Origin of the sequence: Legionella tucsonensis (assembly GCF_001468035.1) — a bacterium.
Lineage (GTDB): Bacteria > Pseudomonadota > Gammaproteobacteria > Legionellales > Legionellaceae > Legionella > Legionella tucsonensis.
On record NZ_LNZA01000004.1, the window covers coordinates 16,097 to 32,255 of the forward strand.

Sequence of the window (16,159 nt, forward strand, 5' to 3'; positions counted from 1 at the left end):
AAGGTTTATTTGACACAGAATCAACGGGCGGCAAGGGTTCTTCAGGTAGTATTTCATTGTCAAGCGTATGATGCCGTGAAAAAATATAAAATGCGGCGGGTTCAGGTACCATAAATTCATAATATAAGCGTTTTCCATAATTCACCACTTTCGCCCGGTAATATTTATCAACCCAACGATAAATACCACTTTTATTATCACCATCTGTATTCTCAAATTGATGATAATTTTTTTCTTCAAATTCATCTAAAGTTCGGATTACTCGTTCTTCCCGGACACGCTCAACCAAGCTTTCTAAGGAGTGCTCTACCACTTCCTTGGCATAGTTAATCGCATTAAGATCAGACTCAGTTTTGGAATTACTGGTGGAAAATTGTGTTGAGACACCGATTTGCACGGGTCCAAACCCAGCCGAAACTTCGGCACCTATCTGAAAACGCGTTTCAGATTGGATGGTTTTTTGAGTTTCCTGCTGCATTTCAAATCGCTCAGTCGTTTGTAGATCACGTTTACTCTCTTCCGTACGTTCAAACTCACTGGTTATGGTTTCTTCCATCTGTCGTAAACGACGGTGATGACGACCACGGCTTTCTGTCGCCATGACATTCTCGATATGAGCAACTTCTCCAGCAGCATAGCGAACGAGAGTTTGTTTAACTACCTTTAAATCGGCAATGCCAATGGGTTTAATCTTTGGTTTGGTCATTTGATGCCTCCTTTCTACGTACCATTACAGGGACACCTCTAACCAAGGTAACTCGTTTTGTATACTCTAATTTAAAAGCTTCACTCTCCAGTTCGGCTTCTTGTCTTTCTAATAAGGCACTGAGTTGAGTTGCGTCATGAATATCTAGAGAGATCCCCAACCGCTCTAAAGTCTTTGCCGCATCACTACCAATTTCCTTAGCCGTTAGAATCCAGGGCGCTTTTCGAGTACTGATTGAACCCCCAGAATCTGGAATAGGTTTCATTTTTTCTGATTCTTCTTTTTCTGTAGCTTCAGCTAATTTGGCATGAAATACTTTGACGATTTGTGTACGCGTTGCTTGTAATTGAGCGATTGCCTTTCTTGTTTCTGCAATTTTATTGCTGACGCTCACTGGGATTAAGCTACTATCTTCATTCTGCTCAGATTCTTTAGTATCTTCTGTTTTTACTGCCCGCACTAATTCATTGGGTACAGCAAAAGACCATTTATTAAAGTCATTGATTAAATCGTTAAAGTCATCTCCAACTACCAATCGCTCTAAAAAATGCCAGAATCTAAGCCAGAATTCGATTACAGGGCGATCTTGAGCACGTCGCGCGATTAAGGCAACATTACTGTAATAGCTATGCCATAATAGTTCTTTTAGCTGCTTAAATTCCGCACTCCCTACAAAATCTTCCAAGGAATTAAAACTCGAATTAATTTGTTTTAATAAGGGATTGAAAAAGGATTTAAATTGGGTTTTATTTTCAGAGATTTTCAAAAAACGCTGAACTTCTGCTTGCCGAACTAAAAAAGGGTGCCAATTGGGGGCACGTAAAAAATAAGTGGATGAATCCATAAAATCATTGGAAACACGACGACGTGCGTCGGCCAAAGAAACATCATTTGTAGTCAGTGCTGTTATGCGATTCACCCATTGATGGCCATCAAAATTAATGGTGGGCCCTGGCGTTGATTCCCCAACCTCAGGATTTCGGATAATAACGAATTTGAATAAAATTTCTGTTTTCATCATTTTAATATGTCTCATCCTGAGTCTTTTTAGTCCATAATGAACAATTATAGTCCTCTAGAGGGATTTTTCAAACAATAGGATAAGAATATGAGTGCTTACGAAAATTTCTCGGCCGAAATAAGTAAGAATAAAATCAAATTGAGTTTTATCTATATTTTAAGTGGAAAAAAACTGGTTATTGAACTCAGTGATTCACCTGGCGCACAGGCTAAAGGACGAATGCCAGCTTACTATCAATATTTGGAACCTATATCTGATCGTCCTTATGCTATTTTTAAACTCATAGTAGGACCTGGTATAAGTATTACACTAAACGGATATCCACCTGAGCCTTATGAACCCACTTTATTTTATCCTCTAATTGAGATTATTAGAATACAAGATCCTGAACTCGTACCCACCATTGGTACTGATTTCAATACCCATCATTTGCTTGGCGAATTCCAGGTCAATCCACCTGAACCGCCACAAGGTAAAGATGTTGGGGATCTTAAGAAATGGTATCTGTATTCGATCTCCCCCAGTAATTTTTTTACGCTTTCACCACTGAATAATGGAATTATTATTCGCCATCAGCAATCAAAGCAGGATTTGATTATTACCGTACCACGTCATAGTGGTGATATAGAATTTTTAGATTTATTAAACCAGGTTGATCAAGTGCATTCAGATGCAAAATTTGCGTTCCAGATTAATGCAAAAGGAAGTATAGGCGCCAAGCGTGGAAATAAATTTAGTAATCTTCCTCTGCTCGAAATAGTGAAAACACCTGCTGTTAAGATCGAATTAGTACGAGAACCCATTCATTATACTCCCGGCAATGTATTACTCGGAGGCAAAAAAACCTCAAGTGAAGTGAATTTTTTTGAAATTTATGAAACAGAAAAAATAGCTAATGTACCCACACAAGGCCTGAAATTTAATGAGATTAAGTCCTATTGGCAACGGATTAATCCGAAAACAATTCCAATTATCCAGCCTATAATTCTTAGTCCTGAACTAACAGCCATCGATTTGGCCGTTCGTTTTGTACCTGCTATTGGTGACGTGGTTGATATTGTTGAATTTACCAAAGGTTGGTATAGCGGTCGTGATTTATATGGCCGAAAATTATCGAGTACAGAAATCGCAATACTTGGTATCGGTGCACTGCTTCCTTTTGCAGCCAGCGGAGCTGCCCGCAGTGTTTCTATATTAAGGCGTTCTTTTGGACGTAGGGCAGAAAAAACAGCGCGAATACTTGAAAAAATAAAAAAGGGTGGAATCAATGCAGAAGATGCTAAACTAATTCGTGAAACTGAAAAAAGAATCAAAAAAGGACTAGCAGCTACAGCACAACAAGTGGAAGAACTGGGCAGAATCTATAAAAAAATTAAAAGTGAACCACCTACTATTGATGATCTGCTCAATGTGGATGGTACGGGATTTATGCATAGTGAGTTACAAGAGGCTTATCGTGCCTATACCAAAGGTAAATCAAATCCAGAAAGCCCTCGCAAATGGGCCATGGGTAAAACGCGAAATCCTGAAGCAATCAAATTACTTAAAGGTTTTTTAGGCAACGACTATATAAAACGCGCCAAGGATAAACTAAGACAAACACAGCGTCTTATTAATAATTTTGAGGTTCCACGTCCCATGAATTTGTCTGATGACGAAGCCATGCAATTATTAGCGAAATTCTTTAAGCAACCCCAAAAACTTACAGAACGACTTGAAGATTTCTTTCCGACTACTTTTGCAGGAATTAACCCCAAAGAGGTACTAAAAAATTATCGAATTCGCACAGCCTCCGTCAGCCAGGGAAGTTTCAATGTTCTTAAAGGGAATTTAGCTGAAATTCTTTCCAAGGAAATCAAACTAAAACATCTTGATGAAATTCGCAAAACCGTACCTGATGCCAAACTGATTAGCGGTCTTAAAATTCAATTAATGAAAAATGGAAAACTCAATCCAGAAAAATTATTTGCTGATGATATAATTGCTGTCATTGAAAAAGGTAATTTAAAAATTCTCAAGTTGTATGAGGTAAAATCAGGCTTTCGAGGGGGGCATGAAGCTACCGAACAGATTTTTGATTGGATAGAAGGACGCCTGGCTCATGCAGAAGGAAGCAGATTGCTTCTGCCCAATGGCCAACATTTTACCTACGATCCCGGCAGCCTGGGAAAAGGTCATGTCATTGGCCTAAATAATGCCCCTCGGTGCATTATAACAGCTAAAGGAGCGTCACATTTAGGAGTTGATTCCAGCATGCAAGTAGCTGCAAGAACGGAGCGTATCGAACTTGAAATCACCTCAGCACAAATGGAGGAAAAGTTAAAAAAACAATTTTTCTCTGAGTATCTTGAGGAAGTTGCTCGCAAGAAACAGTTGGCTGATTTTAGTGAGGAATTTATGGATGAATTAGCAAGTAGAAAAATAAGAACAGAGTTTAGTATTGAATATCAGGAACAATTGGCGCGTAAAAAATCAACTGAAATCTTGGTGGATGTTATACCTACACCACAAGTGGAGTACCTTGAAGAGGTGACCTCATCCCAACTTGATTATCTTGTTGCAGAAATCTTCAGCAAGGTCACCATAAAATAAGGGAGGAGGATACATTTTTGGCCCCAAACTGCAAATTCAGTATCCTGCAAAATTAACGAAATATAATCTGGGTATCACCAGAATTCATCTCGCGCTTCGAATCACATCCATGTGCAAGACCGCATAAATCCTTAACCGTTTCTTTTAAACAGTGTGCCTGGGTAAGCTTTTTTTGTAAAAACCGGCTGGTATTGATGGCCTCTTTCGAATTGTCTTGTGACCAATAAGCCATGGTCGATAGAAAAATGAGGGTCAACCCTGTCTCTTCAATAGCGCGGCGGGAATAAGTTGCTGAGCGTTGAGCCGCCTCTCTCCACCATTGTACTGTTCTGCTCACTCGCAAAAGTGCGGGCAATTGCACATGAATATGCCCCACCTCCAACTGGGACCAAAGCATTTGTCTCACAACATTGCGATTGCTTTGCAGTACTTGAAACCAAGACATTAAGAGTTTATGTAAACGCTCTGGAGTATTTAGCTCCATCATTTCTGGCTGCTCTGCTGTCGTTAGCATTGCCTTGTCTGCCCTATCAAAAAAAGCATCTACTAATTCATTCTTTTCACGGAAACAATAACGAATATCCTCTAGATTAACGTTAAGCTGCTTGGCGATATCAAATAATCTCACATTCTCCCATGAAGTCTGTTCAGCTAGAGAGAGCGCAGCATTTACAATTTCATCCTCAGTCACGTGTATTTTTTTCATAGTTAAAATCCTTTTCTCAAACTCTATACTATAGGTATAGAACAATTCACTATCTTCTCAACTTAAACATGCAGTCATAGTATGTAATTGTTACAAAACTGGTGGTGTACTATAAGAATCTACTAGGGTATTAGTTCTGGTATATCACTCCAGGTTCCCCTTAGCTATCATTGCATGGATAAAGGGTAACCAGGAAGAAAATACGCTATGAACGCTTTAGACTTATGAAAAAGACTTATGAGGGTCAATAACAAATTTTTTAGGAGCTCCTTGGTCAAATTCAACATAAGCATGGGGAGCCTCATCTAAAGTAATAACAGAAACATTGACGGCCTTTGCTATTGGCAGTCGGTCGTTCAAAATAGCCATCATTAAACCATAATTATATTTCATTACCGGCGTCTGGCCTGTGGCAAATGACAGTGATTTTGCCCAACCCGTACCGAGGTGTAAACTCAAAATACCTTTTTTTGCAGCTTTATCTACAGCTCCTGGATCTTCTGTGACATATAAACCGGGGATCCCAATGGCACCAGCTGCCCGAGTTACCTCCATTAATTGATTGAAAACCACAGCAGGCTCCTCAATCGCTTCCCCATCTGCATCGTGACCTCTCGCCTCAAACCCAACGCAATCAATAGCACAGTCCACTTCAGGTACCCCTAAAATTTGTTGGATTTGTTCGCACATAGATGCGTCCAAGGAGGGATTAACCGTTTGACAGCCAAAGCTTTTAGCATGAGCTAACCGGTCTTTATTGACATCACTAATTATGACAACGGCTGCGCCAAGAAAAAATGCAGAAGCAGCTGCAGCAAGACCAACAGGACCTGCTCCTGATATAAAGACAGTTGATCCTGATTTAACACCCGCTTTGATACAACCGTGATAACCCGTAGGTAAAATATCGGAAAGACACGTTAAATCACGAATTTTTGCTAGAGCCTGATCTTTATCAGGAAATTTTAATAAATTAAAATCTGCATACGGAATCATGACATATTCTGCTTGACCACCAATCCATCCTCCGAGATCAACATAGCCATAAGCACCTCCAGCACGCAGATCATTTACATTGAGACATACATCCGTGAATTGTTCCTTGCAATTTTTACAACGTCCGCATGCAACATTAAAGGGAACGGAACAAAGATCGCCTACCTTTATAAACTCGACATCTGATCCTGCTTCAATCACTTCACCTGTAATCTCATGACCTAAAACCATTCCCACCGGCGCTGTCGTTCTTCCTCTCACCATATGCTGATCACTACCACAAATATTAGTAGATATCACTTTGAGCAGCACTGCATGATTAATTTTTTTCCCTTTAGGATTAACGAATTTTGGGAAATCAATTGAATTAACTTGAACCGTTCCTTTACCGATATAAATAACACCTCGATTTGTTTGCATTCCATGCTCCTTAAAGATTAGGTAGAAACATTTTTTAACAAAAATCTGATAAAACTCCATCAGGTATTCATTTAATTTTAGCTCTTCTTGTCTTATTTTCTATCATTTTTATTCGCGGGGGAAAGTATATATGTTTTCTGCATTAAAGAGACAAAAGTGGGAAAAAGATCATTATTACAATCATTAGTGTACTAAGATATATATATATTTCATCCTATATTGCAGGTACGTTATGGAAAACTATTTGATAAAAACCCCACATCTTGGTTTACGCTTAATTAAAAAAGGGGATGAAAAATACTTAAAACCTATAGAAAGAGATCCTGCAGTTAAAGAGTTTTTTCCTGAAGGTCTTTTAAACGATCAAGACATTAAGGATTACATTAATGAATGTCTGGTTGCTTATAAAGAGCAGCATTTGCCCTGTTTTGTTATCTTTAAGCTATCTAATGATGAATTTGTAGGAGAATCCTATTTCAACCAGCTCGAAACAGGGGAAATAAAAGTAGGATATCTCTTACATCAAAAATTTTGGCGGAAAGGATATGCTACAGAAATATTAAAAGCGCTTCTGCGCTGGGCAAAGGAACATATAGAAACGGATTATATTATCGCCTATGCCGATAGGAAGAATACCGCTTCATTCCGAGTCATGAAAAAATGCGGGATGAAGTATTATAAAAAGGGGCATTATAAGGATATGGCTTGTTATTTTTATCGAATTCGTAATCAATAAATCTAGGGTGTGTTTACATTGCCACTACTTTGAGAATCAACACAGAAAAAAGTGATTACATTCTTCATTACTTTTTCACAGAGGTCAAGTTGTTCTATTGTTATAAATTCATTAGGATTATGTGCCTGTTTAATATCACCAGGACCACAAATAAGCGTAGGGATATTCGCGTTTTGAATTATTCCCGCTTCCGTTCCATAAGAAACTTTTAATCGCTTTTTAATTCCAGTCACTGCACGAACTATTCTCATGATGGATGAATCTTCAAAAGCACAAAATCCTGGTGCATCAGAAGTTTCATCAAAATAAATCATAGCTTCAGAATAGATTTTTCTCATCTCAGGCAACAGTTCATCATTAACATAATTTTCAATTTGACTGCGAAAATTTACAATGGGAAATTGATGGATATAACGCACTTCAAGAATAAATTCGCAAACTCCAGGAATTACATTTGTTGCATTACCGCCACTGACAATATTGACGGTTATCGTACTGAATGGACAATCAAAATCATTATCAAATGGCCCGTTTTCTTTTACATAACGACCAATAGAATTAATATAAGAAATTAAACGACTCCCATACTCAATTGCATTACATCCTTCAAAAGCAAGAGAAGAATGAACTGCTTTTCCCTGTATCTGACAATGATAAAGCTTTCTGGATTTTCCACCTATTATTGGTCGCATATTAGAAGGCTCACCAACAATACAACCCTCTGGCCGAATATCATTTTTTTTTAAAAAATCAAGCACATAGTTTATTCCAACACAACCTATTTCTTCATCGCAAGTAAATGAAAAATGAATCGGCTTCAATAGTTTTAACTTTTTAAACTCAGGTACAAGAGCAAGAATAACGGCAAGAAATCCCTTCATATCACATGCACCACGACCATAAATTTTATTATCAGACTCTGTGGCAACAAAAGGATCTGTATTCCATACCTGTCCCCCTACAGGGACCACATCAGTATGACCTGACAGAAGAATACCTCCTTTTGTTTGGCCATTACTCGCAGGAATTGTTGCAAATAAATTAACTCTGGACTCTGTCGGTCCGGGTATAATTTGAGAATGAATTTGATTTAATTTAAACCAGTCATCAATTGTTTCAATGAGCTCCAAATTCGCAGTGTTGGAAATAGAATTGAAGCTGATGAGATGAGCTAACCACTGTAAAATATCCATTGCCATCCTTGAATGATCAATTAGTAATCACTTTGGACTACAAATTACACGGTGTCAAGGTGCTTGGACTTAGCAATAATTCAAGTTTACTTAGCAAAGACAATAAACTTCAAAATAAGCATAGTATAGAAGCTGAAAATCAGCATTAATCCAGAGCGAATTTCTATAGATAATATCTCAATAAATCCCAGCAGTATTTTTTACATAGATTATAATTAATCCAAAAGGATTTATTTCTCTAGGAGATTTTATGAGAAATCTTCGCTTCAAAAAATCTTCAGTTGGAACAATTGGAGTTGAATTAGAGCTTCAACTTATTGATCCCAAATCCTTTTCATTAATCTCCAAAGCCAAAGATCTGATTAGAAATATTAAAACCGGGTCACACCAGGTAAGAATAAAACCTGAGATAACGCAAAGTATGATTGAAATTAATACATCAATTCATCTGTCACCACAAACCATGCTACAGGAATTATTTGAATTGAAAACCTATTTGTTAGAGCAAGCATCTAGTCTTGGGATTGCTATTTGTGGTGGAGGGAGTCATCCTTTTCAAAGCTGGGCCATGCAGAAAATATTCCCGACATTAAGATATAAAAATATTTCAAGGAGATATCGATTTTTATCCCAAATGGCTACCGAATTTGGTCAGCACATCCATATAGGCTGCGGAAACCCAGAGAACGCACTTTATCTTACTCACGCGCTCTCGCGATATGTCCCTCAATTCATTGCACTATCAGCCTCTTCACCTTTTTATCAGAGTGTTAATACCAACTTTTGTTCATCCCGCTCTATAATGTTTAATGCCTTTCCACTAAGCGGTGTTATACCTTATTTAATTAATTGGAAAGAATTCTCTGATTATTTTTATAAAATGCGGGACCTGAATGTTATCACATCCATGAAAGATTTTTATTGGGATATCAGGCCCAAGCCCGAATTTGGCACGGTTGAAATTAGGGTTTTTGATGCACCCTTAACTATCAAAAAAGCCATTTTAATTACCGCCTACATTCAGCCCCTAGCCATTTATTTATTGGAAGAGCGGCCTACACAAGTAGGCAATGATTTATATTACCTCTACAACCAAAACCGATTTGAAGCGTCCCGCTATGGGTTCGAAGGTACTTTTATTAATCCATATACAATGAAGCATGGTTTAATTATTGACGATATATTTGATACGGCTGAGAAAATAAAAAAATATACGAGTCAATTAGGTAATACTGACTATGTAGATCAGTTATTGAATGACGCAACAGATAAAATTAATGATTCCTTTGTGTTATTAAACATATTGAAAAAAGTTGGTTCCTTACCTAAAGTTGTTGAAGAGCAATGCAGAATATGGTCCGAAGAGATGAAACAGCAAGAATATCATTACTAAGGATATATCAATGGATAACATGGTTATTGCATCGGATGAAAACGAGTTAAAGCTTCTGACACAAAGTATAGGAGACTTCCTGAGCCCACTTGAGCTGGAGCTTCTGATTAAATACGTTAAAATCTTTTCATTCGCCTCAGGTGAAACAATTCTGCATCAAGGAAAAAAAACAGATGGAATCTATGTCATTCTTGAAGGTACAGTTCGTGTAATCGCACAAATAATGAGCGAAGGCGTCACTAATATGGAAACGCTTCAGCCAGGTCATTTTTTTTCGGTAAATAGTTTTATTGAGAATACACCTGCTTCCACATCGTTTATAGCATCCGGCACGGTTCGCTGTTTATATATATCGAGTAGTTACTTTGAATTACTTGCTGATGATTTTCCGGAAACACGATATAAGTTATTACAAGTTGTTGGACAACAGATTTGTAACCGTTTAAAAACCATACATGACATCATTACTTCTTTTATTTCTAATTCGGATATGACGAGTTTGTCATTTTTTGAAAGAATTATTTATTCATTAAATCAACCCAAGAAAACTATTTTTGAAGAAAGTAATATCGATAAGAGCGAGATAGAAAATCTACTTTTATTTAAATCATTTACTCAAGATGAAATTGATACCTTGCTCCAAAATTTCGTTATTTTGAATGCCCCAAAGAATTGTAAACTGGTCAATGAAGGAGATAACACTGCCTCATGCTATCTGGTTATTTATGGTGCTATTCAATCATGCATCATACAAGACAGCAAACTCGCTAAACTGTCGGTGATTGGTCCTGGAACATTAATTGCCAGCATTGGTTGCATTGAAAATAAGGTACCGTTTAATTTTACATACGTTACCTGCGAACACACCATTTTATGCAAGCTGTCTGAATCCGCCATAAAAAAAATTAAAGAAAACAATCTTCAACTTTGGTATAAACTGTTTTATTTAATTTTTGGCTCGCTGGTAGCACTGAAAAAATCCATTGATAAATTGGATATAAGACTCCATATAGAGAACTATAACAGGTAAAATGATATGTGCAGAATATTAACCTACCTTGGTAAACCGATCGTAGTTGAAGAGCTGCTCTATAAGCCAGATAATTCATTTATCAAACAAAGTTATAATCCAAAATACATGTCTTATTTACTTAATCTGGCAGGATTTGGTATGGCAGCCTGGGACCGTACTTCATATAATTCCCAATTGCCTTATTTGTATAAAACAACGCAATTGCCTTTTTACGATGGCAATCTGTATAACCTCGCCTCGAAAATTTCGCCTTATTGTCTGTTAGCTCATTTACGAGGAGTTTCTTATCATGAACAACAAATTATCTCGAACCAAAATGTACACCCATTTATTTTTTCAGGATCGAATGTGGTGCTTGCTCATAATGGATCGCTAAGCAATTTTGAAATAATGCGTTACGATTTACTCGAATACATTGATCCTAAATATAAAAAATATATTCACGGAACTACGGATAGTGAATGGATTTATTCTATTTTTTTATCCCAATTACCCAATCCAATAGGAAATTATCAAACTGAAGAGATTATTAAGGCAATTATTGAAACTTTAAAAATACTGCATCGTATTCGTCAAAAAAGAAATATAAAAATCAATTCACCGGTTAATCTATTTATAACGAATGGCGAATTTATTGCTGCCACCCGATTTGTCCTGGATTATGGATGGCCAGAACCCGATGATTCATCTCCCTCCGCCCATTCCGGCTATCATTCATTATGGTATACCTATGGAGACAGCTATGGTTTATATGATAATGAATACAAAATGAAAGAAGGCACTAAAAAAAGCATTATTATCGCTTCTGAACCTTTGACTGAGGACACAACTACTTGGCTTGAGGTTCCCGAATATACTCTTGTTGTCGCAAGACAATCTGGAGACGAAATAAATATAACTTCTCAGGATATTAATTTATAATTTCAGACCTTAAGACAATTTTTTTGGATCAAGGAATTATTTGATAGATTCTGGTTGCAAGCAACCGTCTCTTGATCACATCTCTACCTACGCCCCCACGGCTTGTCCCAGTGTTTTAGGGCTAATCTTCTAGATCCCGCGGACAAGCCGCGGGACGTCGAAATAGAGCTGGACTGGATTTTCAACGAGTGTAGAAGATTCAGTTGCAAGCAACCAGGATATACGTTTAGATCAGATTAATTGATGTTCTTCGGATTTGTGTATTTATCTGAAGGAGTCTTATCCTTGGTACTTGTTTGTTTATCCACAGATGCAGGCTGCCAAAACATATCTCGGGGTAGAGAATCAGGCGGAGTTTGGCATTCTTTTAAAGTTTTCTCTTCTGCATTAATCAACAAGTCAATTAATACATCATTTGAGCTTGTCTGTGGACGTCGCAGAGCAGCAAATCTGGAAGATACTCTTATTTTTTCATTCAGAGGTTTAATCTGGCTCAAATAATTATCCAGTTGTTTTTCAAGATTAAATGCGGTGCTTGAAGCGGATAATTTTAAATAGTTACTCAGGCACAGATCGGAATCCAATTCAAGAAACACCTTGACATCAAATTTTGCGCGTAATTTTTCATCCAAAAAAATATCTGATCCAAAAACTATGATATCACCCTGCGCACTCTCGATAGCAGCTAATAATGAATCGATAGAATTATAAGCAGAACCATCAATTAACGTAGTGCGCTTTTTATTTAATAAAGAATAACATTGCTCACTAAACGCCTTATAATCACTACCTATAGGTCCACAAACAGCCAATATTGCCATTGCAATCACCATGATGAGTAAAAAAACGGCAATTATACTGATTTGTTAACCAATTTGAAACTGCTGAATCAAATCATAACCATTGGGTGGATTATTTGGCCTATATAAGAGACTGAATATGTATACGAAGTATGTATAACCTGAAAATTTGAATCTTATTGGCCAACAGTCATATAATAAAAAGAATACTATTCAGCCACTTTTAAAAAATGATTACTCTCATCACTGGTGCCTCGAAAGGAATTGGCAAAGCATTAGCGTTTGAATTTGCACGTCATGGCCATGATTTAATTTTAACCGCGCGAAATCAGAGTTTATTGGAAGAACTCGCTTTGCAAATCAAAGAAAAGTATTCAGTCGAAGTAAATGTCATTGCATTGGATCTCAGCGAATCCTGCTCAGCTGTTAATTTAGTCAATCAAATCGAGGCCCTTAATATAGAAATTGATTGTTTAGTGAATAATGCCGGCATAGGTTATCTGGGTGACTTCGTCTCTATGGATGCAGAATATTTAAATACGTTGATGCAGCTCAACATGGCGACATTGACTACACTCACTTATTATTTTGTCAAAAAATTTGTTCACAAAGGCCAAGGTAAGATACTCCAAGTTGCTTCTACCGCAAGCTTTCAACCAGGTCCTTTTATGGCGGTATATTACGCCTCCAAAAGTTATGTAGCCTCTTTTTCGCAAGCCCTGGCTTATGAATTAAAAGGGACTGGAGTTACTCTCTCAATTCTCTGTCCAGGCCCTACTCAATCAGATTTTTTTAAAGAAGCTGGAATGGAAAATAGCTTGTTAGCTAGAGGTTTTATTGGGATAAAATCTACTGAGCAAATCGCCACAGCCGCCTATCGCGGCTTTAAGAAAAACAAACTATTTATTATTCCCGGCATCATAAATAAAATACTCGCTTACTCCGCTAAATTTACTCCTGATGCATTAAGTATCAAAATTACCGCCCTCCTTCATAGACGAGATCAAGAAAAAACTGATAGCCCAAGTTAATGAGAGTTGTAGTCCAGTAGCTTACATGCCCATTCATCAAGCTTTTAATAGAGCTTTTGCATAACCTGCATCTTTTACTTTATTGCTGCGTTACAAAGGGTTCTCCGGTGCTCATTTACTCCATGTAAACTCCGCTCCTCGAACCCTTTGTGCCTTGTACTAAAGCAAAATCTACAGGTTATGCAAGAGCTCTAATGTTGTTCAAAATAATCAGGGGGAACGCCGTAAATGGAGCAAAGCATAGGCTTATCTAATTTTTTTTCCCATACAGGATTTTTAAGAACCTCCATCGCATTTTCATAACCTGTTTTCATACGATAATTAACTGCTGAGCGAACGAAGTTATAGTCTTTGAACGAATGGGAAAAGGGAGTGCCCCGATAAATAATATGCACCACACTGAAATACTTGTTATGCCCCAATGCAAGTATTTTCTGAACGTCAGGATCTTTCTTTGCTTCCGGACTTAATTTTTCACCTAAAAACTGTATGGCTGCTTGCAAGTTTTGGCGGCTGGTATAAACATTAGTGAGTCGACGTGAATGGCTGGCATAACGTATGTCTTTTTGCCTCTCTTCAAGTTCATCCATGGTTTGCGGCAGCCGTCCTTGCAGACTGAAACAATCTACCACAAAACATAAAGTATCCAATTCGGGTAAAGCATCGAGCACTGTCACAAGGGGCGTATTCGCATAGATCCCGCCATCCCAATAATAATCATCACCAATTTTAATTGCCGGAAATCCTGGAGGAAGCGCGCCGCTTGCCATAACATGCTCTGGTGTAATGGTAATTTTTTGATTATTAAAAAACTCCATTTCTCCGGATGCTACATTAACTGAACCCAAACATAGGGTGACTTTTTTATCATTAATGCGATCAAAATCGATTAAACGTTCCAAAGTTGTTTTGAGAAATGATGTATCATAATAACTAAGTTTATCAGGTGTATCATAAGTTAACGGAGTCGGTGGAAAGGGACGAGGTTTAAAAAAACCATCCAGACCATTGAATACTGTATGCATGGCTCCCACGCGGTTATGTAAATGATGTAACAAATTGGGAACTTCAGCATCATAAAATACATCAGTCCATATTTGGGGTACAATCGTATTCCAAAATAAGGTTAATTTTTCGATTTGCTTGTTTCTTGGATTTCCTGCAATAATCGCGCTGTTAATAGCTCCGATAGATACCCCCGCCAGAAAATTAGGATGGTAGCCTTTTTCATGAATGGCGCAAAATGCACCGACCTGATAAGCCCCTAATGCGCCGCCTCCTTGAAAAACACAGGCAATCCGGTCATACGTTTGTTTGGTATTGCTTAAAGAGGCTTCCGGTTTATTTATGCGGCATAAAGGGCTTTTGTGATGTTTTGATGTTTTTTCTTTAATTTGTCTACCCATGTTTATCACTCCTTACCGTCCTTGTTCTTTAAATTATAATCGATAGCTACAGAATTTTTACAGGAAAAACGAATCAAAAACAAAATCCGGATAACTCAAGAAAAACTCTAATGCAAAAGGAGAACGATGCATGGTTTGCACTTATTATCCATAGAATCTGTTCTGCAAACCAGATAAGATATGCTGTGCGTCATATCAGATTAGTGTAATTGCCAACAATTTTCTAATCAAATAATCATAATGGAATTCAGGTTAATTAAAAAAGGAGTTTGTTATGAAAGTAAACTACTTATTGGGAGCATTGTTTTTATCACCCCTTCTTGTTTTTGCTCATTCTGAAAGCGGTTCAGAAGGTCTCATTTTTTCCCCCTTGCCTAAGAATAAAAATACAGTAAGCAGGCATTATAGTAATGAACACGAACTACCTGACCTGAAGCAAATGGTCCAAAGAACCATTGATTTTCCTACACAAATCGTTCGTGTCCGCGGTAACATTGAGGGATTTAAACTCAGTTGCGAGGAAGTGGAAGATGAAATCGACCGCATATTTTCAAAAAAAATCTCTCCCAATCTGTTTACTTACAATACTTATGTCAACTGTGGCTATGATCAGGATAGCCCAGAACAATACGCGGTAAATTTTTCGATTCAGAGTTATTTTGATCCACTAACGGATAAAGCCGTTGATTATTTAAAGGCCTATCTGCAAGAATACAATGGCTACAATTTATTCAATGCCACAACATTACACATTGAAAATGCCAGAGGGCTTATTATATCGATGAACCTTAATGCAGGTTTAAAAAACAACCCCGATAGACCTCCATTAACACTTTATCGCCAAGATCGAAACAATTTTTATTTTAAAAGTAATTTCGACATGAGAAAGGAATTAATCGCTGATATTTATCAACGATTTTATTCTAACGATCCCGAGATGATTCTACCCTTTTTAGACAAATGGATCTCCTCCTATGCAAGAGCAGTTTATTACTCTATTTTAAAGGCATCCAATTATCTTGAGTTGCAACCTGAAAGAATATTTGTAATGGAAAATGAAGGAGATATCTTCGTATCCGATTTAAGATACTATTTCGCCAATCTTTGTATGAAGAGAAATCCCAATAAACATTGCTTGTAAATCATTAAATCCTGGGTTGCTTGCAACTATCTCTTGATCACATCTCTGCCTGCGCCCTAGCTCC

13 protein-coding genes and 1 pseudogene are annotated in these 16,159 nt (G+C 37.5%); 7 read left to right on the forward strand and 7 right to left on the reverse strand.

The features are described from left to right. Both Ltuc_RS12465 and Ltuc_RS12470 read right to left on the reverse strand, forming a co-directional pair. Nucleotides 1–706, reverse strand: a pseudogene (locus Ltuc_RS12465) (hypothetical protein); the annotation flags it as partial. Continuing rightward, on the reverse strand, nucleotides 687–1,727 hold the full coding sequence (locus tag Ltuc_RS12470) for a hypothetical protein (protein ID WP_058521695.1): 1,041 nt from the start codon (nucleotides 1,725–1,727) through the stop codon (nucleotides 687–689). The gene Ltuc_RS12470 and the pseudogene Ltuc_RS12465, both read right to left, overlap by 20 nt. A gap of 87 nt (nucleotides 1,728–1,814) precedes the next feature. On the opposite strand from Ltuc_RS12470, the gene Ltuc_RS12475 reads away from it, so the two are divergent. After that, on the forward strand, nucleotides 1,815–4,319 hold the full coding sequence (locus Ltuc_RS12475) for a hypothetical protein (RefSeq protein WP_058521696.1): 2,505 nt from the start codon (nucleotides 1,815–1,817) through the stop codon (nucleotides 4,317–4,319). Between the two features lie 52 nt (nucleotides 4,320–4,371). Here Ltuc_RS12475 and Ltuc_RS12480 read toward each other — a convergent pair whose 3' ends face one another. Then, nucleotides 4,372–5,025 carry a TetR/AcrR family transcriptional regulator gene (locus Ltuc_RS12480; protein ID WP_058521697.1) on the reverse strand — a complete coding sequence of 218 codons (654 nt, stop codon included), beginning with the start codon at nucleotides 5,023–5,025 and terminating at the stop codon, nucleotides 4,372–4,374. 222 nt (nucleotides 5,026–5,247) lie between these two features. Then, complete coding sequence (gene fdhA / locus Ltuc_RS12485; protein ID WP_058521698.1) at nucleotides 5,248–6,441, reverse strand: formaldehyde dehydrogenase, glutathione-independent; 1,194 nt, start codon at nucleotides 6,439–6,441, stop codon at nucleotides 5,248–5,250. 232 nt (nucleotides 6,442–6,673) lie between these two features. On the opposite strand from fdhA, the gene Ltuc_RS12490 reads away from it, so the two are divergent. Then, complete coding sequence (locus Ltuc_RS12490) at nucleotides 6,674–7,177, forward strand: GNAT family N-acetyltransferase (RefSeq protein ID WP_058521699.1); 504 nt, start codon at nucleotides 6,674–6,676, stop codon at nucleotides 7,175–7,177. A 2-nt stretch (nucleotides 7,178–7,179) separates the two neighbouring features. Here the strand turns inward: Ltuc_RS12490 and argE are convergent, their stop codons facing one another. Continuing rightward, nucleotides 7,180–8,370 carry an acetylornithine deacetylase gene (gene argE, locus Ltuc_RS12495; protein ID WP_058521700.1) on the reverse strand — a complete coding sequence of 397 codons (1,191 nt, stop codon included), beginning with the start codon at nucleotides 8,368–8,370 and terminating at the stop codon, nucleotides 7,180–7,182. Between the two features lie 250 nt (nucleotides 8,371–8,620). Here argE and Ltuc_RS12500 point away from each other — a divergent pair, with 250 nt between their 5' ends. The 3 genes from Ltuc_RS12500 to Ltuc_RS12510 are packed head-to-tail and all read left to right on the forward strand — an operon-like array spanning nucleotide 8,621 to nucleotide 11,717. After that, nucleotides 8,621–9,763, forward strand: a complete 1,143-nt coding sequence (locus Ltuc_RS12500) for a YbdK family carboxylate-amine ligase (RefSeq protein ID WP_058521701.1) — start codon at nucleotides 8,621–8,623, stop codon at nucleotides 9,761–9,763. A gap of 10 nt (nucleotides 9,764–9,773) precedes the next feature. After that, nucleotides 9,774–10,793, forward strand: coding sequence for a cyclic nucleotide-binding domain-containing protein (locus Ltuc_RS12505; RefSeq protein WP_058521702.1), 1,020 nt, complete (start codon nucleotides 9,774–9,776; stop codon nucleotides 10,791–10,793). 6 nt (nucleotides 10,794–10,799) lie between these two features. Beyond that, nucleotides 10,800–11,717, forward strand: a complete 918-nt coding sequence (locus Ltuc_RS12510; protein WP_058521703.1) for a class II glutamine amidotransferase — start codon at nucleotides 10,800–10,802, stop codon at nucleotides 11,715–11,717. Nucleotides 11,718–11,953: 236 nt separating this feature from the next. Here the strand turns inward: Ltuc_RS12510 and Ltuc_RS12515 are convergent, their stop codons facing one another. Beyond that, nucleotides 11,954–12,538 carry a nucleoside/nucleotide kinase family protein gene (locus Ltuc_RS12515; RefSeq protein ID WP_058521704.1) on the reverse strand — a complete coding sequence of 195 codons (585 nt, stop codon included), beginning with the start codon at nucleotides 12,536–12,538 and terminating at the stop codon, nucleotides 11,954–11,956. 209 nt (nucleotides 12,539–12,747) lie between these two features. Between Ltuc_RS12515 and Ltuc_RS12520 the strand changes: the two genes are divergently transcribed. Further along, nucleotides 12,748–13,548 carry an SDR family NAD(P)-dependent oxidoreductase gene (locus Ltuc_RS12520; protein WP_058521705.1) on the forward strand — a complete coding sequence of 267 codons (801 nt, stop codon included), beginning with the start codon at nucleotides 12,748–12,750 and terminating at the stop codon, nucleotides 13,546–13,548. A 191-nt stretch (nucleotides 13,549–13,739) separates the two neighbouring features. Here Ltuc_RS12520 and Ltuc_RS12525 read toward each other — a convergent pair whose 3' ends face one another. Beyond that, the gene (locus Ltuc_RS12525; RefSeq protein ID WP_058521706.1) at nucleotides 13,740–14,954 is read right to left on the reverse strand and encodes a patatin-like phospholipase family protein; all 1,215 of its coding nucleotides are present in this window, start codon (nucleotides 14,952–14,954) and stop codon (nucleotides 13,740–13,742) included. A 274-nt stretch (nucleotides 14,955–15,228) separates the two neighbouring features. On the opposite strand from Ltuc_RS12525, the gene Ltuc_RS12530 reads away from it, so the two are divergent. Continuing rightward, the gene (locus Ltuc_RS12530) at nucleotides 15,229–16,095 is read left to right on the forward strand and encodes an Lpg0189 family type II secretion system effector (RefSeq protein ID WP_058521707.1); all 867 of its coding nucleotides are present in this window, start codon (nucleotides 15,229–15,231) and stop codon (nucleotides 16,093–16,095) included. Nucleotides 16,096–16,159 lie beyond the last annotated feature (64 nt).

What these genes read in the sequence shown, in the direction of transcription:
- Ltuc_RS12470 (WP_058521695.1), bottom strand. Translation starts at nt 1,727, where the DNA reads ATGATGAAAACAGAAATTTTATTCAAATTCGTTATTATCCGAAATCCT.
- Ltuc_RS12475 (WP_058521696.1), top strand. Translation starts at nt 1,815, where the DNA reads ATGAGTGCTTACGAAAATTTCTCGGCCGAAATAAGTAAGAATAAAATC.
- Ltuc_RS12480 (WP_058521697.1), bottom strand. Translation starts at nt 5,025, where the DNA reads ATGAAAAAAATACACGTGACTGAGGATGAAATTGTAAATGCTGCGCTC.
- fdhA (WP_058521698.1), bottom strand. Translation starts at nt 6,441, where the DNA reads ATGCAAACAAATCGAGGTGTTATTTATATCGGTAAAGGAACGGTTCAA.
- Ltuc_RS12490 (WP_058521699.1), top strand. Translation starts at nt 6,674, where the DNA reads ATGGAAAACTATTTGATAAAAACCCCACATCTTGGTTTACGCTTAATT.
- argE (WP_058521700.1), bottom strand. Translation starts at nt 8,370, where the DNA reads ATGGATATTTTACAGTGGTTAGCTCATCTCATCAGCTTCAATTCTATT.
- Ltuc_RS12500 (WP_058521701.1), top strand. Translation starts at nt 8,621, where the DNA reads ATGAGAAATCTTCGCTTCAAAAAATCTTCAGTTGGAACAATTGGAGTT.
- Ltuc_RS12505 (WP_058521702.1), top strand. Translation starts at nt 9,774, where the DNA reads ATGGATAACATGGTTATTGCATCGGATGAAAACGAGTTAAAGCTTCTG.
- Ltuc_RS12510 (WP_058521703.1), top strand. Translation starts at nt 10,800, where the DNA reads ATGTGCAGAATATTAACCTACCTTGGTAAACCGATCGTAGTTGAAGAG.
- Ltuc_RS12515 (WP_058521704.1), bottom strand. Translation starts at nt 12,538, where the DNA reads ATGGCAATATTGGCTGTTTGTGGACCTATAGGTAGTGATTATAAGGCG.
- Ltuc_RS12520 (WP_058521705.1), top strand. Translation starts at nt 12,748, where the DNA reads ATGATTACTCTCATCACTGGTGCCTCGAAAGGAATTGGCAAAGCATTA.
- Ltuc_RS12525 (WP_058521706.1), bottom strand. Translation starts at nt 14,954, where the DNA reads ATGGGTAGACAAATTAAAGAAAAAACATCAAAACATCACAAAAGCCCT.
- Ltuc_RS12530 (WP_058521707.1), top strand. Translation starts at nt 15,229, where the DNA reads ATGAAAGTAAACTACTTATTGGGAGCATTGTTTTTATCACCCCTTCTT.